We start from the raw sequence: 13,955 nt of genomic DNA on the forward strand, positions 1-13,955 counted from the left end.
CGTGGGGCAGCGGGTCCGCGGGCAGTTCGGGGTACCAGCTCGCGCCGGGGACGCTGCCGCACGGCAGCTGAGCATCCGGCTGCGCAGGCCGCTGAGCTGGCGAGTTCTTGCGCCTATCGAACCGAGCCACCACCGGCGGGAACGGGGTCGCAGCGGGTGGGCCGAACGGCCGGGTCAGCCGCCGAGCAGGTACGACGCCAACGGCACACCGCGCACACCCGCCAGCTGCTCGGCCTGGGTTCGGCAGGAGAAGCCGTCCGCCAGGAACGTCGTCGCGGGCGGGGCGGCGCGCAGGGCCGGGAGCAGCGCGTTCTCGGCGACCGCCACCGAGACGTCGTAGTGGCCTTTCTGCATGCCGAAGTTGCCTGCCAGCCCGCAGCACCCGGCGAGCTCGTCGACGGTGACGCCCATCGCGGCCAGCAGCCTGCGTTCCGCGGCGAAGCCACCCACGGCGTGCTGGTGGCAGTGCGGCTGGACGACGACCCTCTCGCCGGTGCGCCGTGGCGGCTGCCAACCGGGATGCTCGAGCAGGAATTCGGCGAGGGTGCGCACGGCGGCGGCGACCTGTGGTGCGCGAGGATCTTCCGGGAGTAGTTCGGGCAGGTCGGCGCGCAGTGTGGCGGTGCACGACGGTTCGAGGCCGACGACAAGGCCACCCGCCGCCACGTGATCGGCCAGCGCGTCGAGGGTGGCGCGTAGGCGGGCGCGGGCGCCGTCGAGCTGGCCGGTGGTGATCCAGGTCAGTCCGCAACAGACGCGAGCCGCCGGGATACGGACGCGATAGCCGAGCTGTTCGAGCAGCAACGTCGCGGCCACGGCGTTGTCCGGTGCGAACGTGTCGGTGAACGTATCGACCCACAGCATCACCTCACCGGTGGTAGCGGCCGGTAGACCTGCCCACCCCATTGCCGCGTCGCCCGTCGCTGAGGGACCTGCAGCCGCCTCACCAATCGCTGCGTTGCCCACAGCCGCGTCACGTGCAGCCGCCTCGCCCAGCGCCGCATCACCCACAACCTGGCCGCCAGCCGCAGCGTCACCCGCAGCCGCGTCGCCCGCAGTCGGGCCGTCTGCCGCCTTGTCATCGGCAGGCGTCGCGGCAGGCGTCGCGGCAGTATGCGTCTCGGTGTTTGGGAGCAGGTTCGGCAGGAGGTGGCGGTGCGGGGTGCGCTGCAGGGCGATCGCGGCCGGATCTGTGCGGTTGTCGCCGCCGATGTCCTGCCAGATTCGGCGGAATGATGTCGTCGCGAGTACTGGAGCCTCGCGGCGGGGGTCGATTCCCGCGGCGCGCATGGCCGTGCGCCGGAGCAGCGGGCGCGCGGCGAGGGCGTTGGCGAGGCGGGGGAAGCGTTGTGCGGCGGTGAGCCAGCGGGGGAGTTGACCGAGGACGTAGTGGTCGAGGGGGCGTAGGCGATGGTGGTAGCGGCGGTGGAGGACTTCGGATTTGTAGGTCGCCATGTCGACGCCGGCGGGGCAGTCCGAGGCACAGGCCTTGCAGGACAGGCACAGGTCCAGGGATTGCTCGACTGCCGGTGCGCGCCAGTCGAGTTCGCCGCGCACTACTTCCTGCAGCACTCTGGCCCGGCCGCGTGTGGTGTCCTTTTCGTCGGCGGTCGCCAGGTAGGACGGGCACATGAAGCCGCCGGAACCGCGAGTGTCCGCACGGCACTTGCCGATTCCTACACATCTGTGCACAGCTGTGGACAGATCGCCGGAGTCGGCGGACAGGGCGAAGCCGCCTGCCGGGGCCAGCGGCCGGAGCCCAGCCACGCGTAGATCGGCGTCGACCGGATTCGGCGCGACCAGTACTCCCTGATTGAGCACGTCATCGGGGTCGAACAGGGCCTTGAATCCGGCGAAGGCGGCGCGGGCGGCGGGGGAGTACATCACCGCGAGCAGTTCGGATCTGGCTCGGCCGTCGCCGTGTTCGCCCGACAGCGAGCCACCGTGGCGCACTACCAGTTCGGCGGCCTCGAACAGGAAGGAGCGGAACTGTTGTGGCGCGTCCGCGATCGGGAAGTCGAGGCGGACGTGGATGCAGCCGTCACCGATGTGGCCGTACAGCAGTCCGTCGACTCCGTATTCACCGGTCAGCGCCGCGAATTCACGGAGGTACGTGCCAAGGCGCTCGGGCGGGACGGCGGCGTCCTCCCAGCCGGGCCACGCCGGTTTCCCGTCCGGCGTCCGCCCGGCCAATCCCGCCCCGTCGGCGCGGATATGCCACAGTGCCGCAGTCGCAGCGGGATCGGTGACGATCCGGTAGTCGTCGGCATTGGCTTCCCGGCACAACCGCTCGGCCGCGGCCAGCGCTTCGGCGGCACTCGCACCCGCGGTTTCGACGAACAGCCAGCCGCGGCCGCGCGGCAGCTCGGGCACCGTCCCGCGATGGGCGCGCACCCGGTCGACCAACCCGGCGTCGATACCCTCCACCGCGACGGGCGCGCATCCCATCACCGCGGCGACATCGTCTGCCGCCGTGGCGATATCGGGATAGCCGAGCACGGTCAGCACTGTCGCGGCAGGCAGCGGCGTGAGCTCGATCTCGGCCTCGAGCAGCAGCCCACAGGTGCCCTCGGTGCCGACGAACGCCTTCGCGATCGACGAACCGCGTTCCGGCAGTAGATGTTCCAGACCGTAGCCGGAGGCCTGGCGGTCGAACCTGCCCAGCTCGGTGCGCAACACCGCGAGGTGGGTATTCGTGAAGCTGGAAAGGCCAGGTATTTCGGCAGGATTCGTGCCGAGCATGCGCTGCGTCGCGGTCCCGTCGATGACGCGCAGCGATCGCACGGTATCGGAGGTGCGTCCCCAGGCCAGCGCGTGCGGACCGCAGGCGTTGTTGCCGATCATCCCGCCCAGCGTGCAGCGGTCCTGGGTGGACGGATCGGGTCCGAACCGCAGGCCGTCGGGTCGCAACCGTCGTTGCAGGTCCGACAGCACGACGCCCGGCTGTACCAGCGCCGTGCGCGCCTCGGGATCGACCGCCCGGATGGCCCGCATATGCCTGCTGAAATCGAGCACGATGCCGGGGCCGACCGCATTGCCCGCTACCGAGGTGCCGCCGCCGCGCGCGGTCACCGCCAACCCGTGTTCGCGGGCGAAGCTCACCGTCGCGGCGACGTCGGAATCGTGGCGGGGAAACACGACCATCGCGGGCCTGACCCGGTAGTTGGAGGCGTCCGAGGAGTACTCCGCGAGCCTGCGCGTCGAGGCGTCGACCGCACAGGTGACCCGGCCACGCAGGGCATCGGCCAGCAGCTCCGCACTCCGGATCTCGTCCACCCGACCAGCCTATTCGGCCCCACCCGCGGCTTTCCGCGCCCGGTTTCGCTGTGCGCGGAACCGGCCGTCGGCGGAAAGTATTTGCGGTCAACCTTTGTTGAGGTTTTAGTGTCGGTGGGCAGGAGTTCGATGGGTGGGGAGCGAAGAGGAGTGTGGCAGTGAGTATCGAATCGGTGGCCTACAGCCAGATGTACCGGCGGATGAACGCGCCAGAGGAGGAACGGCCGTTCCGCCTGGCCACGGCACGCCGCATCCTCCGCTTCGCCGACCCGCACCAGCGCCGGATCTCCGGGTTCCTGCTGCTCAGCGTGGTGGCCGCGATCCTCGGCGTGGCGACGCCGGTGCTCGCCGGACGGGTCGTCAACGACATCGTCGGCGGTTCGGCACCGCGGATCGTCGTGCTGCTCGCCCTCGCCATCGCCGGGCTCGCGATCCTCGACGCCGGGCTGGGGGTGGTCATCCGCTGGCTGTCCGCCCGGATCGGTGAGGGGCTGATCCTCGACCTGCGCACCGCCGTGTTCGATCACGTGCAGAAGATGCCGGTCGCGTTCTTCACCCGCACCAGGACCGGCGCCCTGGTGAGCCGGTTGAACAGCGATGTGATCGGCGCGCAGCGCGCGTTCAGCGACACGCTGTCCGGCGTCGTCACCAACCTGGTGACGCTGGCGCTGACCCTGGCCGTGATGCTCAGCATCTCGTGGCAGATCACCCTGCTCGCCCTCGTGCTGCTGCCCGTGTTCGTCATCCCGGCTCGCCGCGCAGGCAACCGGCTCGCCGCCATGCAGCGCGAGGCCGCCCAGCTCAATGCCGCCATGAGCACCCAGATGACCGAGCGTTTCTCCGCGCCCGGCGCCACCCTGGTCAAGCTGTTCGGCAGGCCGAAGCAGGAATCGTCCGAGTTCGCCGTGCGCGCCACCAGGGTCCGTGACATCGGCGTGCGCACCGCCATGCTGCAGACCACCTTCGTCACCTCGCTGACGCTGGTGTCGGCCCTCGCGCTCGCGCTGGTCTACGGCCTCGGCGGCTGGTACGCGCTACAGGGCAGTCTCGACGCCGGTTCGGTCGTCGCGCTGTCGCTGCTGCTGACCCGCCTTTACACCCCGCTCACCGCCCTGGCCAGCGCGCGCCTGGAGATCATGTCCGCCCTGGTGAGCTTCGAGCGCGTCTTCGAGGTGCTCGACCTGAAGCCGCTGATCGAGGACGCGCCCGGCGCGGTCCCGGTGCCGGACGGTCCGGTGGCGGTGGAGCTGGACGCGGTCGACTTCGGTTACCCCTCGGCCGACAAGGTGTCGCTCGCCTCGCTCGAAGACGTCGCGACCCTGGACACCCGCGGTGGCGTCGAGGTGCTGCACGAGGTGACGCTGCGGGCCGAACCCGGCCAGCTGGTCGCCCTGGTCGGATCCTCGGGCGCGGGCAAATCGACCATCGCCCAACTGGTTTCGCGGCTCTACGACGTCGATTCCGGAGCGGTCCGGCTCAACGGCACCGATGTGCGCGAGCTGACCACCGAATCGATCCAGCGCACGGTCGGCCTCGTCACCCAGGACGGGCACCTGTTCCACGACACGATCCGCGCGAATCTGCTGCTGGCACAACCGGAAGCGGCCGAGGAGCAGCTGTGGGACGCGCTGCGCAGGGCCCGCCTCGGCGACCTGGTCGGCTCGCTCGCCGACGGCCTCGACACCGTCGTCGGTGAACGCGGCTACCGGCTCTCCGGCGGCGAACGGCAACGCCTGACCATCGCCCGGCTGCTGCTCAAGCAGCCGCGCGTGGTGATCCTCGACGAGGCCACCGCCTCGCTGGACTCCACCTCGGAAGCCGCGGTGCAGGAAGCGCTCACCGAGGCGCTGCACGGCCGGACCGCCCTGGTGATCGCGCACCGGCTCTCGACGATCCGCGCCGCGGACCTGATCGTGGTGCTCGAGCAGGGCCGGATCGTGGAGCGCGGCACCCACGCCGACCTGCTCAACGCCGACGGTCGCTACGCCGAGCTCTACCGCACCCAGTTCGCCGACGAACCGGTCCCGGTCAAGACCGCGGTCTAGATATAACTGTTCCCCACCTGCTGTCACCGTCGGCAGGTGGGGAACAGTGGGCTGTGGAGCCGGTCAGAACTCGCCGGCGACCCCGATGACGGTGCGCCCGGAGTGGCTGCCGTCCTTGATCGACTGCAGGACCCGGCCGACCTCGGTGATCGGGGCGAACGACTCGATCGCCGAGAGATGCTGCGGGCGAAGCTCTTTACCCAGCCTCGACCACAGGGCCCGCCGCTTCTCGATCGGCAGGAAGACGGAGTCGATGCCGAGCAGGCTGACACCGCGCAGGATGAAGGGCAGCACGGTGGCGGGCAGTTCGGCGCCGCCGGTGAGGCCGCTCGCCGCGACCGCGCCGCCGTAGCCGATGGAGCTCAGCACGTGGGCCAGCGACGCGCCGCCGACACTGTCGACCGCGGCCGCCCAGAACGCTTTGTTGAGGGGGCGCGGCTTGGCGTCCTGATCGAGCGGGAGCCTGCCGATGACCTCGTTGGCGCCGAGCTCGGCGAGCAGGTCGCCCGCGTCGGTCTTGCCGGTGGAGGCGATGACCTCGAAGCCGAGGCCGGAGAGGATGTCGATGGCGACCGTGCCGACACCACCGGTCGCACCGGTGACCAGGACCGCGCCGTCGTCGGGGGTGAGGCCACGGTCGAGCAGGGCCTGCACACTCATCGCCGCGGTGAAGCCCGCGGTGCCGATGGTGGCGGCGTCGCGGGTGTCGAGGCCGTCAAGGCGCACCACCCATTCGGCGGGCACCCTGGCGTATTCGGCGAAGCCACCGTTGCGGGCGACGCCGATTTCATAGCCGTGCGCGATCACCTGGTCGCCGGGGGCGAAGTCGTCGGTCTCGCACGCGACCACCTCACCGGTGAGGTCGATACCGGGCACGATCGGGTAATTGCGCACCACGCCGCCGCGCGGGGTGATCGCGAGGAGATCCTTGTAGTTGGCACTCGAGTAGTGGACCTTGATCGTCACCTCGCCTGCGCCGAGGAAATCGTCCCCGACCTGCTCACGAGCGAGCACGATCTGGCCGTCGTTCTCCCGGGCAACCATCGCGGAGTAATCCATGGCTCAGAGCATACGAGGCGAACCAGCCCACGGGCAGACCAAAACTTCCTGGACAGGCGATCACGAGTCGGGGTGGGCTCGGGGTGGTCAGGGCTGCTCGGGCGGGAGGAGTTCGAGGCGAACGCCGAGGAGGCGGACCGGGCGGTCGAGGTCGAAGCGGTCGATGATCGCCAGGGCGGTGTCGACGATGGTGGGGATGTCGTCCGTCGGCGCGGGGAGTTTCCGCTGCTTGCTGCGGGTGTAGAAGGTTTTGGTGCGGACGGTGACCGAGACGCGGGTGCTGATCCGCTGATGCTCGATCATCTCCTCGGCGACCTCGGTGGCCAGTCTCGCCACTTCCCGGCGGATCTCCTCCGGCTCGGTGAGATCGTGTGGGAAGGTCTCGGACTTGCTGCGGCCCACCGGGATTCGCGGGGTGGTCGTGAGCTCGGTGTCGCCTTTGCCGTGGCCGAGGACCCACAGGTAGGGCCCGGTGTTGGGACCGAATTCGGCGGCGAGGCGCTGCCGGTCGGCGGCCATCAGGTCGGCGACGGTGGCGATACCGAGGGCGGCCATTCGATGCGCGATTTTGGCGCCGACACCCCACAGCGCGTCGGTGGGGCGATGACCCATCAGCTCGGTCCAGTTGGCCGCGGTCAGCTCGAAGACGCCGGCCGCGGCGCCGGGGTCGTGTTCGGGCTCGGCGGAGGACTTGCCCGCCGACTTGGCGAAACCGGTGGCCAGTTTCGCGGTGAGCTTGTTGTCGCCGATGCCGACCGAGCAGGTCAGACCGAGTTCGACGACGGCGCTGCGGATTTCGGCGGCCAGCGGCCATGGGTCGCCGTCGGTGGCGACGAACGCCTCGTCCATGCCCCACACCTCGACCGCGCCGGCCACCCGGCCAAGGGTCGCCATGATCTCGTCGGAGGCTTCCTCGTAGGCGGCCATGTCCACCGGCAGGAACACACCGTCGGGGCACTTGCGCTGCGCCATCTTCAACGGCATGCCGGCGCGCAGGCCGTAGGCCCTGGCCGGGTAGGACGCGCAGGTGACGACCTTGCGCGGCTGGTCGGGATCGCCGGTACCGCCGACGATGACCGGCTGTCCGCGCAGCTCAGGGCGACGCCGGAATTCCACCGCCGCCTGGAACTGGTCGAGATCGACATGCAGCAGCCACTGGGGCACGGTTGAAGTATTACCGCACGGTACCGACAAACCGCCGCAACCTGGCGCTGACGGGTGCGGCACTGGGGTAATCGCCGCACCGGCCGGATGGCAATATCCGTAGCGCGCCAACCGATGTCACGACAGAGCTCGAAGAACGGAACACCCGATGCCGACCGAAGCCACCACCCTCGACCTCGACCTGGCCCGCCAGGTATTAGCCGCGCAGCCGTTCGCGCGCCTCGTCGGCACCGAACTGACCGAATTCGGGGACGGTGCGGCCACGCTGGTCATCGAGATCCAGCCTGAACACGGTCAGCAGTTCGGTTTCGTGCACGGTGGGGTGCTCGCCTACGCGGCGGACAACGCGCTGACCTTCGCCGCGGGCACCGTCCTCGGCCCCAACGTCCTGACCGGCGGCTTCACCATCACCTACCTGCGCCCGGCCATGGGCGAGCGGCTGCGCATCCACGCCACCGTCCTCGGCGCCACCCGCCGTCAGGCGGTCACCCACTGCGATGTCTACGCCGAGACCGAGGGCGAGGAGCCGATCCTGTGCGCGGTCGCGCAGGGAACGACCCGACGCGTGGAGAAGGATCTCGCCCCGTCCGCGGCGGCCGACGCCGACGAAGACCCGGAATTCGACGACGACGCCGACTTCGACGACGAGTTCGGGGAGGAGCAGGACAGCTTCGAGACCGATCAGCTGCCGGTCATCACCGTCAGTCCGGACGAAGCGCCGCAGTTGCCGCCCACGGTCAGCCGGTAGAGCTACTGGCGTAATCGTGCAATCCGGCTCGCTGCAGTCAGATATCTGACCGCGGAGACGCGAAATGCACGATTACGCCAGTGTGACGATCTAGGCCGTGTACGCCAGCTTCTCGGCCGCAGGCTCGGCGATCGGCTCGATGGCGTAGGCCAGGATCTCGGCCACGTCGGCGACGGGACGGACATCCAGGGCGGCCAGCACTTCCGCCGGGACCTCGTCGAGGTCCGGTTCGTTGCGGGCCGGGATGAAGACCGTCTTCAGGCCCGCTCGCTGGGCGGCGAGCAGCTTCTGCTTTACGCCGCCGATCGGCAGGACACGGCCGTTCAGCGTGACCTCACCGGTCATGCCGACATCACCGCGCACCTGGCGATCCAGGGCCAGCGACACCAGGGCGGTCACCATGGTGACGCCCGCCGACGGTCCGTCCTTGGGCACCGCACCCGCAGGGAAGTGGATGTGGATATTGCGGTCGAGGACCTTCGGTTCGATGCCGATCTCCTCCAGGTGCGAGCGCACGTAGGTGAGGGCGATCTGCGCCGACTCCTTCATGACGTCGCCGAGCTGGCCGGTGAGGGTGAGCGAACGCTCGCCCTCGGCGGCATTGGCCTCGATGTAGAGGACATCGCCGCCTGCACCGGTGACCGCGAGGCCGGTCGCCACGCCGGGAACCGCGGTGCGTTCCACCGAGTCCGGGGTGAACCGGGGACGGCCCAGGTAGTCGGTCAGGTTGTCGACGTCGACGGTCAGACCCGTTGCCGCGCTGTCGTATCCGAGCGACGGATCGTAGCCGAGACCGATGTCGATCACGTCGGCGCCCGAAGCGGGCGCGTCACCTCCGGACAGCTTGGTCGCCGCCTTGCGCAGCGCCTTGGCGACCAGCCGCTCCATCTGGCGCACACCGGCTTCCCTGGTGAAGTTCGCCGCGATCTCGCGCAGGGCCGCATCGGTGATCGAGACCTCCTGCGCGGTCAGGGCATTGCGTTCCAGCTGCCGAGGCACCAGGAAGTCGCGGGCGATGGCCACCTTGTCGGCCTCGGTGTAGCCGTCGACGGTGATGAGCTCCATCCGGTCGAGCAGCGGGCCGGGGATGGTGTCCATGACATTGGCCGTCGCGATGAACAGCACGTTCGACAGGTCGAGGTCCAGATCCAGGTAGTGGTCGCGGAAGGTGTGGTTCTGCGCGGGGTCGAGGACCTCGAGCAGCGCCGCCGCCGGATCACCGCGGAAGTCGGAGCCGACCTTGTCGATCTCGTCCAGCAGGACAACGGGATTCATCGAACCCGCCTCCTTCACCGCACGCACGATCCGGCCGGGCAGCGCGCCGACGTAGGTGCGGCGGTGGCCGCGGATCTCGGCCTCGTCGCGCACGCCGCCGAGGGCGACGCGAACGAACTTGCGGCCCAGCGCCTTCGCGACCGATTCACCCAGCGAGGTCTTGCCGACACCGGGCGGACCGACCAGCACGAGCACCGCGCCCGAGCCACGTCCGCCGACGACATCGAGCCCGCGCGAGGCCCGGCGCGCACGCACCGCCAGGTACTCGACCATGCGGTCCTTCACCTCGTCCAGGCCGTGGTGATCGGCGTCGAGCACGGCACGCGCGGCCGGGACATCGGTGCTGTCTTCGGTTTTCACCGTCCACGGCAGGTCGAGCACGGTGTCGAGCCAGGTGCGGATCCAGCCCGATTCGGGGCTCTGATCGCTGGCGCGCTCCAGCCTGCCGACCTCGCGCAGCGCCTCGGCGCGTACGTTCTCGGGCAGGTCGGCGTTCTCCACGCGGGTGCGGTAGTCGTCGGCGCCGTCGGGTTCGTCCTCGCCGAGTTCCTTGCGGATGGCGTTGAGCTGCTGACGCAGCAGGAACTCGCGCTGGCTCTTCTCCATGCCCTCGCGGACATCCTCGGAGATCTTGTCGGTGACCTCGACCTCGGCGATGTGGTCTGTGATCCACTCGATCTGCTTGGTCAGCCGGACGGCGACGTCCGGGGTCTCCAGCAGCTCGCGCTTCTGCTCGTCGGACAGGTACGGCGCGTAACCGGCCGTGTCGGCGATGGCGTCCGGATTGTCGAGCTGGTTGACGATGTCGATGATCTGCCACGCCTCGCGGCGCTGCAGCACCGCGACGACCAGCTTCTTGTATTCGGCGGCCAGTTCGGTGGTCCGTGCGTCGGCCGCCACCTCCTCGACGACCTCGGCCTCCACCCACAGGGCGGCGCCGGGCCCGGTCACGCCGTGCCCGATCCGCGCCCTGCGCTCGGCCTTGAGCACGGCGGCGGGAGCGCCACCGCGCATGCGCCCGACCTGCTCGATCGAGGCGACGACGCCGTAGGAGGCGTACCCCTCGTCCAGCCGCGGCGCGACGAGCACGGCACCGGTCTTCCCGGCCTGCGCGGCGTCGATGGCGGCCTGCGCCGACTCGTCCAATTCGATGGGCACGACCATGCCCGGCAGCACGATCGGATCGGTGAGGAACAGCACCGGCAGGTTCTGAGCTGTAGTCATGTCGACCCTTCCAAAGTTGAGCTTTGCTGACTCAACCCACCGCCCCACCGGTTTGTTCCTGCCGGGCCGGTCGTTCACCGACGGCGAACGCAACACGGCCTCCCCGGGTGATCCGGGGAGGCCGCGCTGTGCAGGGGAACCGAGCTAGAGGTTCGTGGAGCGGAGCTGTTCGGTGGGCGGGTCGTAGGTGCGACGCGCGGTGGAACCGCCTGCGCTCATGACGCCGAGGACGGCGCCCGCGATGAGCAGGATCGCGGCGAGGATGCCCAGGATGATCGGCAGGGTCTTGCCGAACAGGTCGAGCCTGTCGAGGCTCTCCTGGGTGACGGCCATCTGCGAGTCGATGGTCTCCTCGTCGAAGACCAGGTGCGACTTCAGGGCGGTGACATCGACCTGGTTGGCGCTGCGGCCGTAGTAGAGGTGGATGGACTCGCCGCCCTTGAGGACCGCGCCGGTCCGCGGCTCGACCCACAGGTCGCGGGTGTTGGTGTAGAAGCGGGTCATCGTGACCGGCTCGTCGCCCTCGAGGCCCCACTTGGCGGCGGGGAGGGTGAGCTTGTTGGTCGCGGCGGGGACCACGTCGTTCATGTTCGTCACCGGGATGGTCTGCCGGAAGTGGTAGACCGGCACGCCGTTGATCTCGGCTTCCTCGACGAAGTCGATGGGCCGGGTCGAGCGGGCGTTGGTGTCGAAGTAGGGGTACGACTTCTTCTCGGTGCCGATCGGGAAGCGGTACTGCAGACCCTGACGGGTCAGGGCGTCGGCCACCGAGGCGCCCGACCTGTCGACGGTGACCGCGAGCGAACCGTTGGGCGAAGCGTCGACGGGCTGACCCGTCACGCGGTCGATGGTGACCCGGTCGATCGAGGCCGTCAGGATGCCGGTGTCGCCGTCGCGGTCGTCACGACGCAGGGTCTGGCCGGCCTGGACCGTCATCTCGTCGGAGCCAGAGGGCTCCTCGACGGTCAGGAAGCGCTGCGAGACGACGGGGACGTTCTTGTCGACCTTGGCCGAGCCCTCCGGCGAAGTCAGCGACCTCGCGTCCAGCACAAGGCTTTCCTCGCCCGGCACATTCTTGGCAATCGTGGTGATCCGCAGATCCAGCGGGGTCTTGGCGACCTTGCCGACGGTGTAGGTGGGAATCATGACGGCGGCGGCGAGCAGCAGCGCGCCGAGTCCGACGAGAATGCAGGCGATTATCCTGCGCCCGCTGTTCATCGGCTGCCGTACTGCACGTTGCCGAGCACAGACGAGCCCGGGTCAGCGGTGGTCTCGGGTGCTGGGATCGAATTCTGTTGCGCGCCTGCGGTGATGCCGAGCACGGCAATCACCCCGAGGATCGCGCCGGCCAGACCGCTGATCAGGCCGGGGACGGCAAACTTCATAGATCGAAACTCCAATATCCGGCGTCGGCTCAAGCGACGGAGAAGAACCCGATGGTCGGGGCGAACGAGCAGGTCCGGTCACCGTCGGCGGTGGTCGTGGTGAGCGAACCGGTGATCACCGCGGCGACCCGGCCCGAACCGGTGTCGGCGATGGCGGACAGGGTGGCCGGTCCGTCCGGGTTGATTCCGGCCGCGGTGGTGAGCGGCTGGTTGCCGGTGCGCCGGTTGTCGAGGTTGACCCACTGCACCGTCATCGGCGGGTTCTGCGCGACGGTAGGCGTTTTGGTACCCAGCGCGGTGAAGACGAAACCGGTCTGGCCCGCGGCGGGTCCCGGCGGCGGCAGCTCGGCCGGGCCGGGTACGGCCAGCGCGGTGCCGACGGAATCGGAGGTCGGGCCGATGCAGCCCTTGCCGATGGTCGGGTAGAGGAATTGCGCGATCCGCGGCCCGTCGGACGGCGGGAGCTCGGGGCCACCGCCACCACTGCCGTCGAGGAAGGTGATGACCCGCTCGAGCGTCGACTTGACCTGCGCGGGGATGCCCGGCGTAGCGAGCAGCACGCGCGCCTGGGCCAGGATCGCGGCCTGCGCGCCGTCGGCGATGGGGGCGGGAGCGGAGATGGCGCTTACGATCGACGGTGCCAGCGCGGCCAGCGTCTCGGAGGGAACGTTCTCCGCGATCGCCGGGACGCTCGGCTGAGCCGCAGGCCGCGGGGCAGCCATGGTCGATGCCGGTGCGGCGAGTGAGGCACTCACCGCTAGTACGAGAGCGGACAATGCGGTCCGCGAGCCTCGGGTGCGCAGCACTGGTCAGCCGTCCTTCTTTGTGGGGATTGGTTGGAGCAGCCCGGAAGGGTAAGTGTGATCCCGGGTTTCATATACATTGGAGAGGTGACTACAGCGGACAGGCGGTATGGGGGTCGTACAGTCGTCGCGCGTAAAGCCGAACGGCGCCAGCGGTTCCTGGAAGCAGCGACGCGAATCTTCGCCGAACGCGGGTACGTCACGTGCTCGCTCGCCGAGGTGTGCGCGGCGGCCGGGCTGTCCAAGCGGCAGTTCTACGAGGAGTTCGAGACCCGCGAGGACGTGCTCATCGCGGCCTACGACCGCATCCAGGACGACGCGGCGGCCGCGGTCGCCACGGCGGTGATCGACCACTCCGACCCGGAGGCCGCGCTGCGCGCGGGCCTGGCCGCCTACCTGGAATCGCTCGGCTCCGACCCGTACCGCGCGCAGGTGGCGCTGATCGAGGTGATCGGGGTCAGCGATCGGATGGAGAACCATCGCCGGGAGCGGCGCCACGCCTGGTCGGCGCTGATCGAGACCGCGCTGGCAGGCAAGGGCGTCCGGCTGCGCGGCGACGCGCAGCTCGCCACGGGCCTGCTCACCGGCGCGGTCAACGGTGTCGCGCACGAATGGCTGCTGCTCGCTTCGCGTCCGCCGGTCGGCGAGCTGGTCGACCTGCTGACCGCCGCAGCGCTCTCGCTGGTCGATCAGGACTGATTTCCGCGCCATCGCCGGGAGAGTGGCAACTTCACGCACTTGCCGCTTGCTCAACCCACTCCCTCTCCGGACATTGTGAGACCGGACGGCTTCACAGTGTGGGACGAGAGTCTGGCATAGTAGTGACCCAGATCGCAACGGCTGAAACTTTGCGATCGACATCACCTGGGGAGATGTGCTGGTCACGGGTCCAAACAAGCTCGTGGTGGTAGTGAACCACCACCGGCCGCGCGGGGTGTCCGGTTCGCCGTTTCACACCCGGCGGTACGTGTCCGGC

The 13,955-nt window shown here is 69.5% G+C and carries 9 protein-coding genes and 1 pseudogene; 3 read left to right on the top strand and 7 right to left on the bottom strand.

The annotated features are described in order from the left end of the window. Positions 1 to 174: 174 nt before the first annotated feature. Positions 175 to 3,276: an FAD-binding and (Fe-S)-binding domain-containing protein gene (locus tag ACWF9G_RS12955; RefSeq protein ID WP_452515331.1), complete on the bottom strand. Its 3,102-nt coding sequence runs from the start codon at positions 3,274 to 3,276 to the stop codon at positions 175 to 177. Positions 3,277 to 3,434: 158 nt separating this feature from the next. Between ACWF9G_RS12955 and ACWF9G_RS12960 the strand changes: the two genes are divergently transcribed. Continuing rightward, a complete protein-coding gene (locus ACWF9G_RS12960) occupies positions 3,435 to 5,321 on the top strand; it encodes an ABC transporter ATP-binding protein (RefSeq protein WP_452515333.1) in 1,887 nt (628 codons plus the stop codon). A 63-nt stretch (positions 5,322 to 5,384) separates the two neighbouring features. Here the strand turns inward: ACWF9G_RS12960 and ACWF9G_RS12965 are convergent, their stop codons facing one another. Next, the gene (locus tag ACWF9G_RS12965) at positions 5,385 to 6,380 is read right to left on the bottom strand and encodes an acrylyl-CoA reductase family protein (protein WP_452515335.1); all 996 of its coding nucleotides are present in this window, start codon (positions 6,378 to 6,380) and stop codon (positions 5,385 to 5,387) included. Between the two features lie 87 nt (positions 6,381 to 6,467). Next, a complete protein-coding gene (locus ACWF9G_RS12970) occupies positions 6,468 to 7,544 on the bottom strand; it encodes a DNA polymerase IV (RefSeq protein ID WP_452515337.1) in 1,077 nt (358 codons plus the stop codon). A gap of 148 nt (positions 7,545 to 7,692) precedes the next feature. Between ACWF9G_RS12970 and ACWF9G_RS12975 the strand changes: the two are divergent. Beyond that, positions 7,693 to 8,100: pseudogene (locus tag ACWF9G_RS12975) on the top strand (PaaI family thioesterase); the annotation flags it as partial. A 282-nt stretch (positions 8,101 to 8,382) separates the two neighbouring features. Here the strand turns inward: ACWF9G_RS12975 and lon are convergent. The 4 genes from lon to ACWF9G_RS12995 form a co-directional block, all read right to left on the bottom strand. Further along, positions 8,383 to 10,791, bottom strand: coding sequence for an endopeptidase La (gene lon / locus ACWF9G_RS12980; protein ID WP_452515338.1), 2,409 nt, complete (start codon positions 10,789 to 10,791; stop codon positions 8,383 to 8,385). A 144-nt stretch (positions 10,792 to 10,935) separates the two neighbouring features. After that, positions 10,936 to 12,009 carry a DUF3068 domain-containing protein gene (locus ACWF9G_RS12985; protein ID WP_379306822.1) on the bottom strand — a complete coding sequence of 358 codons (1,074 nt, stop codon included), beginning with the start codon at positions 12,007 to 12,009 and terminating at the stop codon, positions 10,936 to 10,938. Beyond that, complete coding sequence (locus tag ACWF9G_RS12990; protein WP_189031615.1) at positions 12,006 to 12,176, bottom strand: DUF2613 domain-containing protein; 171 nt, start codon at positions 12,174 to 12,176, stop codon at positions 12,006 to 12,008. The genes ACWF9G_RS12985 and ACWF9G_RS12990 overlap by 4 nt, the downstream gene beginning before the upstream one ends. A gap of 29 nt (positions 12,177 to 12,205) precedes the next feature. Further along, the gene (locus tag ACWF9G_RS12995; protein WP_379306824.1) at positions 12,206 to 12,982 is read right to left on the bottom strand and encodes an Rv1157c family protein; all 777 of its coding nucleotides are present in this window, start codon (positions 12,980 to 12,982) and stop codon (positions 12,206 to 12,208) included. Positions 12,983 to 13,066: 84 nt separating this feature from the next. Here ACWF9G_RS12995 and ACWF9G_RS13000 point away from each other — a divergent pair, with 84 nt between their 5' ends. Further along, entirely contained in the window at positions 13,067 to 13,678 is a 612-nt protein-coding gene (locus ACWF9G_RS13000; protein WP_379306826.1) for a TetR/AcrR family transcriptional regulator, read from the top strand. Positions 13,679 to 13,955 lie beyond the last annotated feature (277 nt).

Source organism: Nocardia sp. NPDC055029, from assembly GCF_053608525.1.

What these genes read in the sequence shown, in the direction of transcription:
- ACWF9G_RS12990 (WP_189031615.1), bottom strand. Translation starts at nt 12,176, where the DNA reads ATGAAGTTTGCCGTCCCCGGCCTGATCAGCGGTCTGGCCGGCGCGATC.
- ACWF9G_RS12965 (WP_452515335.1), bottom strand. Translation starts at nt 6,380, where the DNA reads ATGGATTACTCCGCGATGGTTGCCCGGGAGAACGACGGCCAGATCGTG.
- ACWF9G_RS12985 (WP_379306822.1), bottom strand. Translation starts at nt 12,009, where the DNA reads ATGAACAGCGGGCGCAGGATAATCGCCTGCATTCTCGTCGGACTCGGC.
- lon (WP_452515338.1), bottom strand. Translation starts at nt 10,791, where the DNA reads ATGACTACAGCTCAGAACCTGCCGGTGCTGTTCCTCACCGATCCGATC.